The organism is Agrobacterium sp. CG160-95 (genome assembly GCF_053521725.1).
The window spans coordinates 196406-214791 of the sequence record NZ_JBNWDU010000009.1 but is presented as its reverse complement, the minus strand read 5'-3'; the positions used below and the strand labels follow the sequence as shown (position 1 = coordinate 214791).

General features: G+C 58.4%; 15 protein-coding genes and 2 pseudogenes. 6 read left to right on the top strand and 11 right to left on the bottom strand.

Features of this window, described 5'->3' with window-relative positions:
* Positions 1-3: 3 nt before the first annotated feature.
* A complete protein-coding gene (locus ACQZ63_RS25105) occupies positions 4-1041 on the bottom strand; it encodes a LacI family DNA-binding transcriptional regulator (RefSeq protein WP_173998307.1) in 1038 nt (345 codons plus the stop codon).
* 203 nt (positions 1042-1244) lie between these two features.
* A complete protein-coding gene (locus tag ACQZ63_RS25100; protein WP_173998305.1) occupies positions 1245-2660 on the bottom strand; it encodes a right-handed parallel beta-helix repeat-containing protein in 1416 nt (471 codons plus the stop codon).
* A gap of 128 nt (positions 2661-2788) precedes the next feature.
* On the opposite strand from ACQZ63_RS25100, the pseudogene ACQZ63_RS25095 reads away from it, so the two are divergent.
* Positions 2789-3085 (top strand): annotated as a pseudogene (locus ACQZ63_RS25095) (MarR family winged helix-turn-helix transcriptional regulator); the annotation flags it as partial.
* A 143-nt stretch (positions 3086-3228) separates the two neighbouring features.
* Here the strand turns inward: ACQZ63_RS25095 and ACQZ63_RS25090 are convergent.
* A complete protein-coding gene (locus ACQZ63_RS25090) occupies positions 3229-4101 on the bottom strand; it encodes an SLAC1 family transporter (protein ID WP_173998301.1) in 873 nt (290 codons plus the stop codon).
* A 261-nt stretch (positions 4102-4362) separates the two neighbouring features.
* Here ACQZ63_RS25090 and ACQZ63_RS25085 point away from each other — a divergent pair, with 261 nt between their 5' ends.
* Positions 4363-5772 carry an aminotransferase-like domain-containing protein gene (locus tag ACQZ63_RS25085; RefSeq protein WP_173998299.1) on the top strand — a complete coding sequence of 470 codons (1410 nt, stop codon included), beginning with the start codon at positions 4363-4365 and terminating at the stop codon, positions 5770-5772.
* Between the two features lie 42 nt (positions 5773-5814).
* On the opposite strand, the gene ACQZ63_RS25080 is transcribed toward ACQZ63_RS25085, so the two are convergent.
* The 6 genes from ACQZ63_RS25080 to ACQZ63_RS25055 are packed head-to-tail and all read right to left on the bottom strand — an operon-like array spanning position 5815 to position 12229.
* The gene (locus ACQZ63_RS25080; RefSeq protein WP_173998298.1) at positions 5815-6693 is read right to left on the bottom strand and encodes a ribokinase; all 879 of its coding nucleotides are present in this window, start codon (positions 6691-6693) and stop codon (positions 5815-5817) included.
* On the bottom strand, positions 6690-7565 hold the full coding sequence (locus ACQZ63_RS25075) for a MurR/RpiR family transcriptional regulator (protein ID WP_173998295.1): 876 nt from the start codon (positions 7563-7565) through the stop codon (positions 6690-6692). The genes ACQZ63_RS25080 and ACQZ63_RS25075 overlap by 4 nt, the downstream gene beginning before the upstream one ends.
* Positions 7562-8536, bottom strand: coding sequence for an ABC transporter permease (locus tag ACQZ63_RS25070; protein WP_173998293.1), 975 nt, complete (start codon positions 8534-8536; stop codon positions 7562-7564). The genes ACQZ63_RS25075 and ACQZ63_RS25070 overlap by 4 nt, the downstream gene beginning before the upstream one ends.
* Positions 8529-10067: a sugar ABC transporter ATP-binding protein gene (locus ACQZ63_RS25065; protein WP_173998291.1), complete on the bottom strand. Its 1539-nt coding sequence runs from the start codon at positions 10065-10067 to the stop codon at positions 8529-8531. The genes ACQZ63_RS25070 and ACQZ63_RS25065 overlap by 8 nt, the downstream gene beginning before the upstream one ends.
* Before the next feature lie 58 nt (positions 10068-10125).
* The gene (locus ACQZ63_RS25060; protein WP_173998289.1) at positions 10126-11187 is read right to left on the bottom strand and encodes a sugar ABC transporter substrate-binding protein; all 1062 of its coding nucleotides are present in this window, start codon (positions 11185-11187) and stop codon (positions 10126-10128) included.
* A gap of 52 nt (positions 11188-11239) precedes the next feature.
* Positions 11240-12229, bottom strand: a complete 990-nt coding sequence (locus ACQZ63_RS25055) for a sugar phosphate isomerase/epimerase family protein (RefSeq protein WP_173998287.1) — start codon at positions 12227-12229, stop codon at positions 11240-11242.
* A gap of 510 nt (positions 12230-12739) precedes the next feature.
* Between ACQZ63_RS25055 and ACQZ63_RS25050 the strand changes: the two are divergent.
* The 4 genes and pseudogenes from ACQZ63_RS25050 to ACQZ63_RS25035 form a co-directional block, all read left to right on the top strand.
* Positions 12740-13030: pseudogene (locus ACQZ63_RS25050) on the top strand (M20/M25/M40 family metallo-hydrolase); the annotation flags it as partial.
* A 259-nt stretch (positions 13031-13289) separates the two neighbouring features.
* Positions 13290-14411: an NADH:flavin oxidoreductase/NADH oxidase gene (locus ACQZ63_RS25045; protein WP_173998285.1), complete on the top strand. Its 1122-nt coding sequence runs from the start codon at positions 13290-13292 to the stop codon at positions 14409-14411.
* A 426-nt stretch (positions 14412-14837) separates the two neighbouring features.
* Positions 14838-15578 carry a DUF6088 family protein gene (locus ACQZ63_RS25040; protein ID WP_173998283.1) on the top strand — a complete coding sequence of 247 codons (741 nt, stop codon included), beginning with the start codon at positions 14838-14840 and terminating at the stop codon, positions 15576-15578.
* Positions 15559-16662, top strand: a complete 1104-nt coding sequence (locus tag ACQZ63_RS25035; RefSeq protein WP_173998281.1) for a nucleotidyl transferase AbiEii/AbiGii toxin family protein — start codon at positions 15559-15561, stop codon at positions 16660-16662. The genes ACQZ63_RS25040 and ACQZ63_RS25035 overlap by 20 nt, the downstream gene beginning before the upstream one ends.
* A 522-nt stretch (positions 16663-17184) precedes the next feature.
* Here ACQZ63_RS25035 and ACQZ63_RS25030 read toward each other — a convergent pair.
* Together ACQZ63_RS25030 and ACQZ63_RS25025 are read right to left on the bottom strand one after the other, a co-directional pair.
* The gene (locus ACQZ63_RS25030) at positions 17185-18027 is read right to left on the bottom strand and encodes a type 1 glutamine amidotransferase domain-containing protein (protein WP_173998279.1); all 843 of its coding nucleotides are present in this window, start codon (positions 18025-18027) and stop codon (positions 17185-17187) included.
* Between the two features lie 56 nt (positions 18028-18083).
* Positions 18084-18386 carry a putative quinol monooxygenase gene (locus tag ACQZ63_RS25025; RefSeq protein WP_173998277.1) on the bottom strand — a complete coding sequence of 101 codons (303 nt, stop codon included), beginning with the start codon at positions 18384-18386 and terminating at the stop codon, positions 18084-18086.

Sequence of the window (18386 nt, the reverse complement as noted above, 5' to 3'; positions counted from 1 at the left end):
CGCTCAGTTGCGCTTCTTCGGCGCGCTCGTTGATCCGCGTCGCACAAGGGTTGTGCCCAACGCCACCCGCTGCGCGGATAGCGTTTCGCCTTCGTGCTGAAGGAGCCCGACCGCGATGCGACCGAGTTCGCGCCGGTCGACACGCATCGTCGTCAGTGGCGGAGCGGAGTGAGCCCCAACCGGCAAGTCATCGAAACCGACGACAGAAATGTCGTCCGGAACGGAAAGGCCGTGAGCCTGAACCGCCTGGATTGCTGCAATTGCAACGATATCGTTGATGCAGACCAACGCCGTTGGGGGTTGCTTGGTTCTGCTGAGGTAACTTCCAATCATTTCGCGAGCGTCGAGGCCCAGCATCGTTGGGGTCCCGAGATCGAGAATGTGTCGCCTTGCGTCGAAATCGATGCCCGAATCCTCAAGCGCATTTCGAAACCCGTCAATCCGGCGGCGTATCGATTCCCGGTACGGGTGGGTTATGTGCAGGATGTCGCGATGGCCGAGATCAAGCAGGTGGCGCGTCGCCATCCATCCGCCAAAATGATAGTCAGGCGCGATGCCCGAAAGCCGCATGGTGCGGTCCATGCCGTTTATCAGAACCGCCGGAATACCCAAACCAGAGATGGTATCGATAAGCGCCGGTCCATCGATGCCCAGAAGCAGAATGGCCTTCGGTAAGGCGGCTGGAAACAGCCGCTCCGGCGGCAGGTCGCAGTCGCTGTCGGAGACGACCTTGACGTCGATGGTAATGCCTTCACGGGCGCCCACCTCAATGACACCGGCGAGGATCTCGCCGTAAAAACCATCATTCTGCGCGTAGCGCCCGAGCGTCAGGACAGTTGCTTCGCGCGATGGTTCGGCATTCAGGCGCCCGCCGCGTCCCTTGTATCCGATCTGCTCCATGATTTTGAGGACACGATCCCGGCTGGCCTGACTGACACCACCTCGATTGTTCAGGACCTTTGACACGGCCGCGACAGAAAGACCGGCTTCGGCGGCGATGTCCTTTAGCGTCAGAACCGTGTCGGAGTCGTTCAGTGTCATCTGTTTTCCTGTCATTTTGTCGTTAATGCCGCCGGCGTTGGCCCGCTCCACTTGCGGAGCAGACCTCCTTGCAGCCTGTATGAACCCTTCTCTATCATAATAGTCTGCATGCGGATCGCCAGATCTGGGCGACCGGTCCCGTTGCGAGATCCCTCGGACGAAGCGCCCGGCGGCACTCCACTGCCGATGCGCGCGCTCGCTGTTCATTTCGAACGCCCCTCACCGGAAACGGTGATGCGTTCTGACCGCTCCGACAGCACTACTGCGGCGGGCGTGAAGTTCATCAAAGTAATATCAGAGGCTTTGCCGTCCGGCCTGTCGTCGCCATAATTGTCGAGTTTGCCGAGGAAGCCGTCATTGGTGGCGATTTCAATTGTCATGTCACGTGGCACGAAATCGGGCTCGGCGGTATACAGGGAAACGGCGTGATGGCTTCCGTTGATCTGGGCAAGCAGATGATTTCCGCTTCCTTCCCGGCTGTCCAGGATCTCCAACTCGACGCGCGCGCCCGAATAGGTGTTCTGCGCGATGCTTAACGCCTCGGCGTATTTGGCATCGGCCTTTGCGCCAAGGAGAACGTCATCCGTCCCGATATGAAAACCCGCCTGTATGGTATCCCTCACGGTGGAGTTGACAATCAGGCTTCCGCCGACGCCAAAACCTGTGCAGATACCCCGGCGCATGCCAGTGACAGTCGCATTGCGAATTGTCGTTTTGCCGGTGCGCACATCACCGCTCTTGTCATAAAGGCGGATTCCGTCCTCGCTGAGGGATACCATGTCACCCGGCGGAATGTGGCCATCGCGATCGGGCAGCACGCCTTCACCACTGCCTTTGATCTTGAAGTCCCGCTCCGCGGCAAAGCCAGCGGTTTCTGCCAGGATGTCATTGGTGCGGCGAAGAAGTCCATCGACCTTACACCCGTCGATCAGCGTATCAGCTGCGCCCTGTATGAATATGCCGTGCCCCATTGCGCGCATATGGACGGTGCAGTCGATCAGGCTGACGCGTTCGGCCGGCGCGCCAATGCGGATACCGTTCATCTTGCGGACCGGGTCACCACTGATCCCGAACAGGCTGCCATATCCCCACGGAAACGATCCGGCAGTGTGTACCGTGGCCCCACGCAGGGTCACATCATCGCCGGTGATGTTGAAAATCTTGTTTCGCGACTGCAGCCCCCGCTTGTCGCCATAGGTTTCGAAATAGCCGCCCTGCATGGTGATGCGGTCGCCGGTCAGGTCGATGACGCTGTAAAAGCCGCCTATTCCCGGAATGACACCGAAATCGGAAAACAGGCTGGTGTCGGCCTGAATCCGCACGCCCGTCATGTCGAACGTGCTGCCATTGCCGGTAAACTCGATGAAATGGTGATAGAGCGCCCTGTCCAGACGGTACGTGCCAGGCCTTAGCCGCACTTTGACATTGTCTAGATGGGCGTAACCGCGCAGTGCATCGAGACTGTCTATGACGACAAAACCGTCCGGAGCGATCGCTGCAGGCTCGTATCCCGCGGTGATTTCGAGCGCCGAAACGGCAATGACAGCACCCTTCGGCCCGGTACCACGCTGAATGCGGAAGACCAGCTCACCGTGCAAGAACAGATTGGAAAGCTCCACGATTTCAGACTCTACAGCCCCGTTTTTCCGCCACAGCTCATTGGCTGCCGCGTCGTAGAGCACGATTTGGCTATCGGGAAGCGCATCTGCATCCAGCTTGAAACGGACTTTGGGGGGGGTCGGTTACGCCGACGATGCTTGCGACTGCGGAGGGAATGTCATCGGCCAATGTGGCAGCGCTGCTTCGCGAACTGGAGGCTATTGGCCTTATTGACCGAACCCCCGATCCTGACGACAAACGGAAGACGTGGATCAGCCTCTCTCCAAAAGGGCAAAGGGCACTTCGCGAAAGCAGGCAGGCTCGCGAGACCTGGCTACGCGCGGCGATGGAGGCCACCCTCAGCCCGGCCGAGCAGGAACAGCTTCTGGCGGCAAGCGAATCCCTAGAGCGGCTTGCGCTCTTTTACGAGTCCTCGCGAGGGTGAACCTTGACATGTTTGCACTGCCAGCACACCGACGAAATCGCTGCCTGCACCATGTGCTGACAAGGGTCGACTACTCCCGCCGGAATCCTGGAGTCCTCATCCGTATCGCCGGGCAACGGGCGGCCCCCCTTGGCGGCCCCGAATCACAGGTCGGCGGCCGGTCGAGCGTGACCATCTGCGCCATGATTATCGCCCGTCGATGTAAGTCCATGCCTCAAGGCGGCAAATACAACGATCGTGACGATAGCAGTTGCGACACTCAAGCAGCCAACAGCGAGCGTCGCAGTAAAGGCTCCCGGACGGACCTGATACAGCCGGATGAGAGCACTGGAAAGCGCAGCCATCGGAAAGGTGAACCCCCACCACGAGCGTGAGAAGCGGGCTTCCCACAGGCGCTTGCCATGGCTGGCCACGCACAGCGCAAAGAAGAGGGAGCAATATGTCCCGAATTCTGTAAGCAGGTTACCATGGCCAAGGATGGTGGACAGGGCAATCGCAATGACTGCGGGGGCAGAAACAAGAATTTTCAGACCCGGCAGTGCCCGAACGGCGATCCGGGGTTCGGCAAAACAAAGTCTGAAGAGAATGATCGGCTGAAACGCAATCCAGCACGCAATGGCGGACATCAGCATCGCCCTGCTCAGGTCTTCATAGCCAAGCGCCACGCCCGCGAATGCAGGCGAAGCGTTTCCAACCATCGGGATCAACCACGTCGGATTTGCTTCAGTGACGGGATGCGTGGTGGTCATCCAGCGGCGCATCGATGCCACTAACAACACAAGCTGCGCGCTCGTCGTGGGCCACCAGATGAACTTTGCCAGGGTCGTGCTGTATGGAAGGACCGCCGCCGCCAGCAGGGATCCCGAAATTGTTGCGGCCGAAAAGAACACGAACTGCGCAGATGAGCGCCATTCGTCCACCAGAGCATTCGGGCAGAGACAGATGCGGACAAGCTGCACTACCAGCAACACGCCATACACAACGGAACCCGCAAGCAGAATGGTTTCTCCGATCAAATGCGGCCAACCGAACGTATCTGATGCGATCCTTCATCCCAGTCCGAGCCCAATGATACCCATCGAGCTGGAAAACAGATCAACCCTTTTGTCCTGCAGAAAGTGGTTTGGCATGGAAATCCCTCAAGGCACCCTGTCCAACGCGGGCCCACGTTGACCGTTCAGCACAAAGCCAAGACGGGTGAAGCCTCTTCATTGGTATATATCCGAGAAGATGATAAGGTCCAATTTGTCAAAATCATTGGTCCGGTCTGAAACGCGATGCTTGATATACGCCTTGACGCGGCCGCCAGTGGCGCGCTTCCGATCTACCGGCAGCTGCTCGATCAGATTGAATTCCTGATAAGGTCCGGGAAACTCTCATGCGGTGAACGCCTGCCGTCGACGCGGGATCTTTCCCGTCAGCTCGGGATATCCCGCGGCGCCGTCGTGCAGGCCTACGAAGAACTTTGCAGTCGCAACATCTGTGCAAGCCGCGTTGGTCGTGGCACAGAAGTTCTGGCGGTCAGCGACGCGGTGACATCAGCACTCAATCGTGCACTCGACGCAACGGCGGGCACATTGCTCGCGTTCGACGAACCGATCATCGATGATCCTCGCGTGCGGTCATTGATGCCCAGTATTGCGGACACGACACATCTGCCGGTGACCGAACTGCGACAGGGCTTCAACAAAGTGCTTCGTTACCCCGCGTTGCTGAATGCTTTTGGCGAAAGCGCCGGCGACCTGACACTACGCAAGCTCATCTGTGAGAAGCTGCTCCCCGCGCGCGGCATCATTGCAAAGCCGGAGGAAGTGCTTGTCGTACCCGGGTCCCAGTATGGGGCCGTGCTGATCGCGATGACGCTGCAAAAGTCATGCAACGCGATTCACTTTGGGGTACCGGGTTACATCGATATTCCGAGGAACTTTGCCCGCTTCAACTATACCCTTCACGCGCATGGTGTGGATAGCAACGGCATTCTTCTCGGGGATACGCGGCTGGGCCCTGAAGATCTCCTGTATCTGATGCCGCAACATCACTTCCCTCAATGTCTGACCCTGGACAATGCACGGCGTGCAACAATTCTGGAGCAGTCAGAAAAGCGCGGCGCCATGATCATGGAAGATGATTACGACAGCGAATTTTATTACGATCACCAGCCACAAGCCGCCCTGAAGGCGAGCAATGCAGGACGAAACGTCATTTATTTCGGCACGTTTTCCAAAGTACTTTTCAACACTGTTCGCCTGGCATACGTCGTCGCCGACGCTGGCTTAATCCGGGAAATGGCGGGGTTGCATTGGAGCCTGTCAAGAGGAACGAACGGTCTTGTACAGCGATGGGTGGCAGAGCTGCTTGCGAGCGGTGTCATCGAACGTCACGTCCAGCGAATGCGAAGCGTGTATCGGCGCAGGCGGGATAAACTCGCGGGCCTCTTGGGTACGATGTTCCCGGACTGGGACTTCCAAAAGCCTGAGGGCGGGCTTCAGTTCTTCGTCAAAATCGGGTCCGACATTGAATTGCGGCGCGTACTGGCTGCCTGTCAGAAAGCGAACCTGGCAGTCGGCATTCCATCGGTTTACACACTCCCGGAAGTGCCATCGTGTCCGTTCATTGTCATCGGCTTCGGCGCAATGCAATTCAGCCAGATCAAATCGGCCCTGGTGGACCTGCGTCGCATGCTGTAGCGGAAAATGGCTGTCCCGGATGATTGACCGAAGGCCCGGAGTTCAGCGCGGCGAGCTGACGAGGATCGCTGCGGCTCGATTGGCGGCATGCAGTGCACCGGCGAGTGGTGTACCCTCAAGCAGACGTGCAGCCAAAACGCCGACGAACTCATCGCCTGCGCCATGCGTGCTGACAAGCTCAACCCTGATTGCCTCTATTCGGATTTCCTCACCATTGCGTGTTGAACACGCGACCCCCTCGCCGCCTGCAGTCACGACTGCCACTGGAAAGGACTGTGCCAGACGTCGCGCTGCTGCCATCGCATCGTCGAGCGTATCGACGGCGGAGCTGCCCGCGAGTGCTTCCGCTTCGACCGCATTGACGATCAGGACATCGACCAGCGCGGCCAGTCCGGGCGATAGTTCTCTCGCCGGTGCGGCATTGAGGAGCACTCGACCGCCGGCACTCTTCATCGCAGATGCGGCAAGAGCATTGACCGCGTCCGGTACCTCGTTCTGGAGCACGAGTATGTTACCGGAGCGAAATAGAGATGCAGCGCTTTCAATATCACCCTGCGAAAGCTGCAGATTGCTGCCTGACACAATCACAGCACCGTAATCACCCTCAGAATCGAAGATTGCGACGCTCATGCCGGATGCCGCGCCTTCGATGACGCGAACATGATCGATCTCGACGGCTTGGCTGGCAAGGTTTGAGAGAAGCACCCTGCCGAATTCGTCGTCGGCAACGGCACCGATCATCGTCGAACGTACACCGGCCCTGGCGGCGGAAACCGCCTGATTCCCGCCTTTCCCGCCGCACGCCGGATGCCAGGCGGAGCCTGTCACGGTTTCGCCCTTGCGCGGCCGCGCTGGCCCCTTGACGATGATGTCGTAGTGGAGGCTGCCGAAGACGACGACGGCGGGGCTTGATCCAGTCATAGAAACCTGTCTTTCCGTTTGGAGGCCACGGCCGCCATGGTCTTTTCGAGATTGTTTTCCGCGGCGCCATAATCACGCTGTGCCACGGCGACGAATACGGCATCGAGAATGTTGAGCTGGGCAATGCGGGCGGCCGCATTTTCCCCCATCAACGGTGATCCCTGCGCCGTCGAACACAAGACTACGTCAGCATGCTGCGCAAGCGGCGATTCATTGTAATTCGTGATCGCAATCGTCCGTGCGCCGTTTCGCCGGGCCAGTTGCATCGCCTCGATGACAACCATCGTGTTGCCGGAGTGCGAGAATCCGACGGCAATATCATCATTGCCGAGCAGCGAGGCAGACATCAGCATCATGTGAGAGTCGTCATAGGTGCTGGCGCGCACGCCGATACGCAGGAACTTGTGCGCCACATCGCGCGCGATCTGCGCCGAACCGCCGACACCATAGAAATCACGCTGACGGGCGCCATGGATCAGGTCGGCGGCGCGGTCAAACGCGCTGACGTCCATGATCGCAAGAGTTTCTTCCAATGCCTGGATGGACGTGCGAAACACTTTCTGGATGATTTCTTCGGAGGTGTCGTCGACAGACAGTTCCTGGTGCATTTCCGCTGTCGGCAGCTTGTTGTACTGGGCAAGGGCGTTGCGGAACTCCCGATAGCCCGCAAAACCCAGCTTTTTGGTGATCTTCACGACCATCGCTTCGGAAACGCCGGCATCGGTTGCGATTTCCTTCAACGATGTATCGTCATCGAAGGTACGCAGCGCGAACACGGTTTCCACAACACGTGCTTCCAGTGGCGTCAATAGCGGCATCCGCATACGAATGCGTGGGCCAACTGCCTTCAGATCCATTTTATCGGAGTTCATTCCCGTCCCCTTGTCGCGCGATCAATCATCATTGCGACAAGAATTATAAGGCCAGTTGCAAGCAGTTGATAGAAAGCCTGGACATTCATCAACGTCAAACCGTTGCGCATGGCGCCGAGAATGATCGCGCCGAGGATCGTACCGAGGATAGAACCTTTGCCGCCCATGAGGGAGGCACCGCCGATGGCAGCCGCAGCAATCGCATCCAGCTCCCAGAGGTTGCCGAGGATTGGTTCGGCGGCGCCGAGACGGCCGATCAGAATGAAGGATGCGAGTGCAGCCAGAACGCCGGAGATCACATAGGCGGTGATCTTGGTCAGCGCAATCGGCACACCAGCAACATAGGAAGCCTCTTCATTGCCGCCGACGGCAAGCAGATATTCACCGATCGGCGTCTTTTTGAGCAAGACCCAGGCCCCGAATGCAACCACCGCAACGATGATGACCGAGTTCGGGATACCGGCCACATTGCCGTTGAACAAAGACCGGAACGCCTGCGGCACCCCGAGAACCGGATTGCCGCCCGTATAGATCAGCGCGATGGCGCGGTAGGTGCTGAGCGTTCCGAGCGTGACGATGAACGGCTGAAGGCCGACATAGGCAACCAGCACGCCGTTGACGAGACCGCAGAAGGCACCGACGCCGAGACCGGCAAGAAGCGCCACCGGCACGGGAACGCCCGTGACGAGAAGAGCGGCCGTCAGCACGGCGGAAATCGCCGCCGTCGGGCCGACCGAGAGGTCGATACCGCCGGAAATAATGACCAGCGTCATGCCAAGTGCGATGCAGGCATTGATACTCGACTGCTGCAGGATGTTGATGAGATTACGCTCGGACAGGAAGCCCGGCACCAGCGCCGCAAACACGGCCATGATGATGATCAGACCGATGAGCGTACCGGCATCACGCAGCGAGAACGAGCTGAAGAGTTTCGAGGAACGCTTGGGCGTTTCGGTGGCGATATCAGACATGGGTGTGCTCCTGCGTCGAGGAATGTGTATTTGGCTCGGCATCGCCGACGGCGTGCGAGACGATGGCCTGTTCCGTCAGCTCGTGTCGCTCCAGCTGGGCGGCGATGCGGCCGTTGCGCATGACGATGACCCGGTCCGACAGCCGGATGACCTCGGGAAGCTCCGAGGAGACGACGATGACGGACTTGCCTTCGGCGGCGAGGTTTTCGATCAGATGGTAGATTTCGGACTTGGCACCGACATCGATGCCGCGTGTCGGTTCGTCGAACAGCAGGATCTCAGACCCGGCGGCAAGCCAGCGGGCGATGATCGCCTTCTGCTGGTTGCCACCGCTGAACAGCTTGATCGGACGATCGATCTGGAACGGCCGCAGATTGACCCGCTTCAGCAATGTTTCGGCAGTATTGTTAACCGCCGAATGGCGAACGACGCCGACCTTCGCGAATTTTCGCAAGGACGGCAGCGCCATGTTCAGGGACACCGGGCGCATGGGGATGATGCCCTCGCGCTTGCGCTCTTCCGGCAACAGACCGATACCGGCAGAGATTGCGGAGCGCGGGTTTGTCAGCTTCAGCGCACGGCCGTCGATGCTGATCTCGCCAGACTCAATCTTGTCGACGCCGGCCAGAAGGCGCAGAAGCTCGGTACGGCCGGAGCCGACCAGGCCGGCCATGCCGACGACTTCGCCGCGTCTTACTGTAAAGGAGACGTCGCGGACATGCGTGACCGCGGAGGAAAGGCCCCGCACTTCAACGCGAACGTCCTCCTTCACAAACGAATTGTGTTCTTCCTGCATTAGCTCGCGGCCGACCATCATCGCGATGACGTCCGACTGGGCGGCGGTGCGCAGGTCGACCGTGCCGATGACATTGCCATCACGCATGACGGTGCCCCGGTGGCAGATGCGAAAGACCTCGTCCATCTTGTGCGAGACATAGATGATCGCCACGCCGGAGGCCGCCATCTTCTCGATGATGACGGCGAGGCTCTCGAACTCGGCTGGCGTCAGGCTGGACGTCGGTTCGTCCATTGCGACGATCCTGGCATTTTCAAGCAGGGCGCGGGCAATCTCGACGATCTGCCGCTGCGCGACCTTAAGGTTCTTGATCGGCGTCGAAGGGTCGATCGACGGGTCGATCATGGCAAGTGCCGCGGCCGCGCGCTTTTCCTGCTCGCGACGATTGACCAGCAAGCCGCCGGCAGTCTTCAACGGATGGCCGAGAAACATGTTCTGCGCCACAGTCAGATTGGGTATCTGCTGCAGCTCCTGGTGGATCATGGCGATGCCGGCGCGGCGGGCATCCTCCGGGCTCTTGAACGTGGCAAGCTTGCCATCGACGTAAAACTCGCCGCTGGTCTGGCGCGACACACCGGACAGAATGCGCAGCAGGGTCGATTTGCCGGCGCCGTTTTCGCCGAGAAGAGCGTGAACTTCACCGGGCTTTATGTAAAAGGTCGCGTCCGAAAGCGCCTTGACGCTAGGAAAGGTCTTGGTGATGCCCTCGAACTTGAGGCGAGCCGTTGTCGTCATCTCGGTGCTTTCATCAAAGGAGGGGAGCCGGTCTCGGGAGGACCGGCTCCTGTTGCGATTACTGCGCGGACGCAGCATCCTTCATCAGCACGGCGCGGACATCGACGCCGTCGCCCTTGTACCTGGCAAGGTTGTCCTTGGTGATCAGCGCCTGCGGCGTGGCGACGACACGCGCCACCTTCTGGCCTGCGACGAGACGAAGAGCGGTTTCCATCGCCACTTCACCGGTCAGGATCGGGAAGCTGTCGACCGTACCGGTCAGCTCGCCGGCCTCGATCGACTTGTAGGCGTCGGAAATGCCATCCGTGCCGAACACGGCGACCTTGCCGAGCAGGCCGGCAGCCTTGACCGCCTCGATGACGCCGAGTGCCATGCCGTCATTGTTGCAATAGAAGCCGACGAGATCGGGGTTCTGCTGCAGAATGTTGGTGGCGGCATCGTAGGACTGCTGGCGATCCCAGTTGCCCGGAACGCTGGCGACGACCTGGAACTTGGAGTTTTCTCCAATGGTGGCCTTGAAGCCCGCTGTACGCTGGACAGCGGCAAATACGCCGGCCTGGCCTTCGATGATGGCGACCTTGCCGCCTTCCGGACGGTTGTCGATGAACCATTTGGCAACACGGACACCGTTGTCGCGCTGGACATTGCCGACATAATGTTCGGCCTGCGGGATGACGGCATCATTGACGTTGACGACGGGGATGTTGGCTTCCTTGGCCTGCTCCATGACCGGCTGCAGGTTGGCATCGGTCTGCGGCGACACGAGAATGACGTTGAAACCGGTGGTGACCATGCCTTCGGCGATCGTCAACTGACCGAGTTGATCGCCCTCGCTCTGTGCTGCCTGATATGCAACCGTCACGCCCGCCTTCTCGCCGAACTTTTGATAACCTTCGCCAAGCGAACGCCAGTATTCGTTGGTGAGCGTCTTGGAAACGCCACCGGCACGCGTGCCTTCCGGAATTTTCGGAAACGCGCCATATTTCGCTTCAAGCTGCGACCAGTCGATACGGTCCTTTTCGGTATCCGAGTTGAGCGGCGCAAGCTCCTGCGCGAAGGCTGCGCTTGCCATCAGCGCCAGCGCCATGCCGGCAATCGCGGATTTCAGGTGTCTGTTCATGGTATCCTCCCAGGTGTGGTTGTTGGAATAGAAAATGTCTCTTGGAGCCTCTTCAAGCGACGTCGCCGAGCATTGCCTCCTGAATGATCGACTGCGCGGTGACGGCATCCTGACGGTCGATCGCGCTGCCAAGGCGGTTGTCGCCTTCGAGACGATCGACGACCTTCAGCATGCGCTTGACGGTTTGAATGTTGACTTCGCATTCATGAACCGGATCGAGGCCGGTCATGTCAGGGAAGGTGTCGAAATAGATTGCGCCATCGTATCCGTCGCGACGGATCTGGCGCAGCAGTTCGATGGTCTGAATCGAGTGCACCGCACCGACCATCAGGCCGTCATCGCGCTTGGCGTAGCCGTCATTGAGGTGAACGCCGAGCAGACGGCTGTGGCGAGCGATTATTGCCGCGGCGAAAGCCGGCTGTTCATCTGCATAAAGCACATGCGCGAAGTCCAGCGTGACGCCGAGGTTGGCACATCCAGCTTCCTTGATCGCCAGAAGCGTCGTGGCGCAATCCGGCATCAGGCTGTAGGAGCGCGGCTCGTTCGGCTTGTATTCGATCGAGATCAGGCAATCTGCGTCATGTTCACAAACTTCACGAATTCCGTCAATTTCGTGTTGCCACATGCGATCATAGTCAGCCTGGAAAGCATAATCGAAGCCATCCTGGCCAAGCCAGATGGTCATCAGGTTGGAACCGGCTTCGCGGGCGGCATCAATGCCGGCCTTGGTCAGGTCGATCGCTTCACGACGAACGCTTTCATCGGGATGGGTGAAGGCACCGAGCTTGAAAGCCGGATTGGTGTAGTAGCGCATGGCAAAGCCGTTGATTGCCAGACCAATATCTTCCAGCTTGCGCTTCAGTTCTGAAGGCTTTTCACCGACGTGATCGGGATAATTGAGGTCCAGATCTGTCAGGCCATCGACCTTTGCGGCGCGCGCCGCCATCTGCAGAGCGGTCGGCTTGCCTTTAAGATCCGGCCATTCACCGGCTGGGTTTGAAGCGAAGGAGTTGAGGCGGGTAGCAAAACGGAGATTCGGCAATGTCTTCGGCCCTATCGGAAATGATCAGATAGCCAAACTTCACAAATTTATGTCGTCATGTAAAGTAAAATAGTTTGTGCGCTGCGGGATGCCCGGCGGGGGCACCGCTTTTCGCACTTTCCCGAGCTCGATCGCAACGTAAAGTCGGCCTCGGATCGGTCCCGTATTGCGCGTCCTGCTCGCGGTAAAGCCGGCGCGGCACAACGCCGCCGAGGCTACGTTCCACAGGGTGTAGATGACGGATCATCTCGCAAGGCACCTGCTCATCGCAGTGACAGCCTCGTTCAAAACGAGCCACGAACGTGGCTGGCTGCAGGACGATTGCCGTTCACATCAATGACCGGAACATTGAGGCGGCGACATCGACGCGTCGTAAATTCCCCGCTGGCTGTTTGTCGGCACACACGAAAAATAACGCGGTTCTGGAGAACGCTTAAAGAGCGTCCAGCTGCATGAGCAGATTGGGAACATGAGGGGATACATTGGCTTTTGGCCAGGCAGCGTAGAGTTCTGGCAAATGAAGCGATTGACGTGGCGCGAGATATCTTTGGTGCCGCCAAAGTTCGGGTCAGCGCGAAGCCGATGACGGCGTCGGAAGACTTCGCCCAGTTCCTTACCAGGGTGCCAGGGTGCTTCATATTCCTTGGTAATGGAGAGAAGTCTGCACCGCTGCGCAATCCGAACTATGATTTCAATGACGAGGGACTGGTTCACGGCTTGCAGTTTCACGTAGGGATAGTGAGGCGTCGTTTGGCGATGTCGAATGGAGCCGAGACAAACCTAGATGCCGCGGAGATTTGAACACTTATATCAACCGTCCTGCTAGCGGCCGTCCATCTTCTTTCGCCTTGAGCGGGGTCGAACTTAAAAGCCCACGGTTGTTAGTCGTCCATCTGATCTGAGGTGTTTGAGACGTCAGAGACCTAGACATGCCAGTTCTCGTTCTCGGTCGCCGCGACTTGGCCGGGCTCGTTGCATCAGCTTATCGGGGCTTGCCAAGGCAGCTTAGTGATGCGCATCTAGCCGCGTATTTTCCTTCCAATTGTATCCGGCGGCCCTCATGTCCAAACTCTTTTCACCGATCACCCTGCGTGGTGTCACACTGCGCAACCGCACAGTCGTCTCCCCGATGTGCCAGTATTCGGCTCGGGATGGCTTTGCCAATGAATGGCACTATGTACATTTGGGGCGCTTCGGAATGGGAGGCTTCGGGTTGGTTCTGGTTGAGGCCACAGGGGTCCTGCCCGAAGGGCGCATTTCGTACGCCGACCTCGGTCTATGGCAAGACGAGCACATTGCCCCGCTTGCCCGGATCGTGAATTTCCTGCACGGCCAAGGTGCCGCCGTGGGCATTCAACTTGGCCATGCAGGCCGTAAAGCCTCGACGCCGGTTTGGCGGGATAAGGCAGATCAGCCAGCAACAGAAGAGCAGCGCCGCGCCGTGGGCTTCGAGCACTGGGTTCCCGTAGGGCCGAGCGCTCAATCAAACGACCCAACCAACGCTGACTATCAGGTCCCCAAAGCCCTCGACAGAGACGGCATCCGCCGTGTGGTCGGCGGTTTCGCGGCTGCTGCTACGCGCGCCAACCAGGCAGGCTTTGACACGGTCGAAATCCATGCCGCGCATGGTTACCTGCTCAATCAATTCCTGTCGCCGCTCGCCAACCATCGAACTGATGAATATGGCGGTAGCCGACTAAATCGAATGCGGCTGGTTCTGGAAGTCACCGAAGCCGTCCGCAGCGTGTGGCCAGCCGAAAAACCGCTCATCGTTCGCCTCTCGGTCAGTGACAACAATGCCGACGGCTGGCAGGTGGACGACAGCGTTGCGCTGGCAACGGAACTCAAGGCGCGTGGTGTTGATGCTATCGACTGCTCTAGCGGCGGCTTTGCTCAGGGCCGCATTAAGTCCGCTCCAGCCTATCAAGTCCCGTTCGCTCGGGCGATAAAACAAGGCGCCGGTATCCCGACTATCGCAGTCGGACTGTTGGGCGATGCCTTTGAAGCCGAAGCCTTCATTGAAAACGGCGATACAGATTTTATAGCTTTAGCGCGGGGCGCGCTCAACGATCCCAACTGGCCGCTACATGCCAATCGTGAACTCGGCGGCGACTACGCTCTTTGGCCGGTCCAGACCCGTCAAGTCGCTGAACGTGACCGCATCCTTTCCTCTCCTCAGTGAAATTTCACCGCGGTCGGAGCTTGAGCCTGGAAATAAGTTTAGCTGGTACTTACGCGCCTTGATGAGGATCGAACCTTCGATGTGAGTTTCTTTTATCTTTTCGTATCAGCGGCTTAGGCTTTTTTGGTCTGCCGTAAGGCTCTGTTTTGAAGCTTTTCCGGACACAGGCTTCCCAGAATGATGACTAGCGAGACAAGATCTAATCGAGCGGATATACGCTCGGCTTGAAACTGTCTCCGGCTATCGTTGCCATGTGCAAGCTGACGAACGACGAGGGCCTGATCACCGCTTTCAAGAGGACTATACGAAAGCATGAGCAATCACCATGGTGACCAATATTTAGATATAAAAATTGGTCAGTGCAGGCATATGGGTTGCTACTGACCAAAGTTTATATATAATCTTCGGTCACAAGATAGGACAGCTATGCCGGATCCCACATCGGACACTCTCGAACGCATTCACCAAAGAATCGCCGGCGCAGCGCCTTCGGGCGTTTGGTCGCGTGCCGATTTTCTGGACATCGCAACACCGAACGCCGTCGAAAAGGCGCTGCAGAGGCTGACCAACCGCGGCGATATCCGCCGACCTCATCGTGGTCTCTATGACAAGCCCAGCATCAGCCAGTTGACAGGCAAGATGGTGTTTCCGCCACGCGCCGCGTTTATCGATGCGATTGCACGGCGCGACAAGCTGCGTGTGTGCGTAGACGGCATGACAGCTGCCAACGATCTTGGCCTGACAACGGCTGTTCCGGCCCGGTCCACGATCTATGCGGATACGTATCCTCGAACCATCGAGATCGAGGCCAATGCCGGTGATACGCATGCCGTGAGACCAGTCATCTACATCCTGGACTTCAAGCGCATTTCGGCAAAGACCGCTTTCTGGGCAGGGAGGCCAGCGATGCGGGTGATCCAGGCCCTCCACTGGTTTCGCGATGAGCGAACCAATCTGGAGACGGTTGTCGATGGTATCGTCCGTTACCTGGCACGAAGCCCCCACAGGCAACCGATTGTCGAGGATCTGCGCGAAAACATCAACGCCATCCCTGCCTGGATGTACCAGGCGATAGAAAGGATAACACGCGACCCGCGGGCTCCGGTGGATGAAGACACTCCAACAGGTCCGGATGGGAAGGCTGAACATGCGCCAGAGCTTCATTGAAATCCTTCGCTCAAGCGCTGACGAGCGGAGAGCACTATTCTCCGCCGCGGCGTCCGATCTGGAAACGCGGGCCGAGAATATCGAGAAGGATCTCTACGTCTGCTGGGTGCTCGACTTCCTGTTCAACCGACGGAGGGACGATGCCATTGGCCTCTATTTTAAGGGCGGGACCAGCCTCAGCAAGGCCTACAGCCTGATCCAGCGTTTTTCCGAGGACATCGACATTGGCATTTACAAGGCGGACCTGAAAGTTCCGCTTGAGACCGATATCGCCGCTCTCCCCTCTGTCAATCAACAACAGAAGGCTCTGGCCGACCAGGTGGACGAGGCAGCACGGCATTATATCTCCGGGCCACTCAAGAGTTTGCTTGAGGAGGAAATCGCCGTGGTCGAAGGAGAGATCGGACAAACGGGACATTTTTCGCTCGGCTTCGGGTACGATCCCTACCGGAAGAAGGAAGCGCTCGACATTTTGGTGCTGGGATACAGAAGCGTCTTTGATACCAGCGGCGGCTATGTCGAGGCGGCGGTGCGCATCGAAGGCGGCGCACGCCCGGATCCGGTGCCAGCCGAAACGCGAGAGATCGTCCCCTACATAGCATCCGAAATGCCGGCCGGTTCGGATCTCACGATCTCCAATGTGATGACCGTCAAGCCCGAGCGGACGTTCTGGGAAAAGGTCCTCATCCTTCATGCCATGACGGAAATGACCGAGAAACGAAACGCGGACCAGAATGCGGAAAGAAAGGTCCCCGACCTCAATCGATACTCGCGCCACTATTACGATGTTAATCAGATCTGGACGCATCCAGACTACGGAAAGGCGACGGCATCCATGCTCGATCTTGCCGAAGCGTGCCGGCAGCACAAGGAACTGATGTTCCGTGCACCGGACCATCGCTATGATCGGGCAGTACCCGGCAGTTTCCGGCTGTTGCCGACCGCCGATATGCGCAAGAAACTGGCGACCGACTACGACAGAATGTCGGCGATGATCTTTGCGACACCGCCTGCTTTCGAGGCTGTCATGAAAAGCATCGAGGATCTGGAGCGTTTCCTCAACAAGGATCCGGTCGCCGGTTGACTGCGTCGATCTTGGAAATTGCAGAGACCCTGCTCGCCTCGGTCTACCGTTCAGACGGCCGGTGCGGCTCAAGATCACCTTTTCGTCGTTCAACAGCGAAAAAAGGGCAAGGACAGCAGCTCGATCCCGGGTTCTCATCAGCCAGTCCCCAAGACGAAAAAGCCTGCCGCGGGAGGAGGTGCGGCAGGCTTTCGAAAAGAACCGAACAACGGCTGGGAGGAGGAGTGCCGCAGTTCTGACAGACGCCCCTTGGGAGGAGGAGTGGGCCGTCTGAAATCGAAGCTCTGCGGGAGGAGATGCATTGCTTCGATGAGAACTAAAATACCAATTTTCGCTGCACACGAAATGGACTTTGCTGCAGTGCAGCTATGCGCAGAATGCAGAGCCTGATTTCGAGGGAGGACAATGGTGGCGTATATGCGCGACCAATGTGATCCAGAACCAACCCAGCGAACACGGCAATGATCCACATTGCAGTGAAGCCGTAACCGATCTCGCCCAGTGAGGCGACATCGGCAGATGCTACTTCAATCGGCTCAGCAGTTCCTGGGCCACAGCCGGGGCTGATGCGGGATTCTGGCCGGTGATCAGCTCGCGATCCGTTACGACATGCGCCGAGAAAGCTGCATCAGCCTGACTAAATTGACCGCCCGCCTGTGTGAGCGCATCCTGCGGATAGAATTTCATCTCGCCGCCACCCAGCAGTCCCTTGGCCATTTCCTCTTCCTGGTTGCTGAAGACCGTGAGCTTGTAGCCGGCATAGATCCAGTCCGTTTGTGCCTTTGCGGTTCCGCTCGTCTCGAACTGCGTAACGAACCCATGTGCGTCCGGCAAAGTGGAGAGCAACGCGATGGGACCATGGCAGGCGAGCGCTGTGGTCCTGTCATTTTCATGGAACCAAGTGAGCAGCTTTCCGAGTTCGGAACTCACCAGAAGATCCTGCATGGGTGCGTGACCGCCGGGCACATAGACCGCGTCGAAATGGTCGTAACCTATCTGCTCGACCCGCGCGAGGCTGATGACCGGCGACTTCTCACTCGACAGTAGGCCCAGTTCCGACAGTTGCGCTTCGCTGGCTTTCATCGCGGCTTCATCACCGCCAAAATACATCTTGTCGATGGAGGTTACGTCCACGGAAGGCGCCGTGCCTTTGGGCGTGGCGAAAGTGATCTCATGGCCGGCGTCGCGCAACGCCTGCACCGGCTGCATCAACTCGTTGAGGTAAAAACCGGTCTCGAATACCTTGCCGTCCTTCAGGCCGAGGCGGTCGGAATCGGACAGGACGATCAGCACGTTTCCGGCATGGGCACTGAGAGTGCTGGCGCCGAGCGTAAGAGCGATGGCGAGGCCGCGCAGAAGTTTCATGGGTTTGTCTCCGAAAGTAAGAAAATCTGTTTGGGAATGCATAAGACGGAGGCTGATCAGCCAGCGACCTTGATCAGCCGATGTAGGGCGAAATCGGCAAAATAGTCCCCCACTCCGCTCGCCTGGAAGCGCTGCATGGCGGCTCCCTGCATATGGGCGCGCCACTGTTGTTCGCTTGCCCAGGTTTCGACGAAGATGCGCACGCGTCCATCATCAAGCGACTGATGCAACTCATACCGAAGGCAGCCGTCTTCGGCCAAAGTCTCGGTGACCAGTTTTTCCTGGGCGGCGCCAAGCGCCGCCTCCTTGCCGGGCTTTGCTGTGGTGATGGCGATGATGGCCAAAGGCGTGTTTGACAT

What these genes read in the sequence shown, in the direction of transcription:
- ACQZ63_RS25035 (WP_173998281.1), top strand. Translation starts at nt 15,559, where the DNA reads ATGCGCCAGAGCTTCATTGAAATCCTTCGCTCAAGCGCTGACGAGCGG.
- ACQZ63_RS25040 (WP_173998283.1), top strand. Translation starts at nt 14,838, where the DNA reads ATGCCGGATCCCACATCGGACACTCTCGAACGCATTCACCAAAGAATC.
- ACQZ63_RS25070 (WP_173998293.1), bottom strand. Translation starts at nt 8,536, where the DNA reads ATGTCTGATATCGCCACCGAAACGCCCAAGCGTTCCTCGAAACTCTTC.
- ACQZ63_RS25085 (WP_173998299.1), top strand. Translation starts at nt 4,363, where the DNA reads ATGCTTGATATACGCCTTGACGCGGCCGCCAGTGGCGCGCTTCCGATC.
- ACQZ63_RS25065 (WP_173998291.1), bottom strand. Translation starts at nt 10,067, where the DNA reads ATGACGACAACGGCTCGCCTCAAGTTCGAGGGCATCACCAAGACCTTT.
- ACQZ63_RS25025 (WP_173998277.1), bottom strand. Translation starts at nt 18,386, where the DNA reads ATGTCAAACACGCCTTTGGCCATCATCGCCATCACCACAGCAAAGCCC.
- ACQZ63_RS25060 (WP_173998289.1), bottom strand. Translation starts at nt 11,187, where the DNA reads ATGAACAGACACCTGAAATCCGCGATTGCCGGCATGGCGCTGGCGCTG.
- ACQZ63_RS25080 (WP_173998298.1), bottom strand. Translation starts at nt 6,693, where the DNA reads ATGACTGGATCAAGCCCCGCCGTCGTCGTCTTCGGCAGCCTCCACTAC.
- ACQZ63_RS25105 (WP_173998307.1), bottom strand. Translation starts at nt 1,041, where the DNA reads ATGACACTGAACGACTCCGACACGGTTCTGACGCTAAAGGACATCGCC.
- ACQZ63_RS25030 (WP_173998279.1), bottom strand. Translation starts at nt 18,027, where the DNA reads ATGAAACTTCTGCGCGGCCTCGCCATCGCTCTTACGCTCGGCGCCAGC.
- ACQZ63_RS25075 (WP_173998295.1), bottom strand. Translation starts at nt 7,565, where the DNA reads ATGAACTCCGATAAAATGGATCTGAAGGCAGTTGGCCCACGCATTCGT.
- ACQZ63_RS25045 (WP_173998285.1), top strand. Translation starts at nt 13,290, where the DNA reads ATGTCCAAACTCTTTTCACCGATCACCCTGCGTGGTGTCACACTGCGC.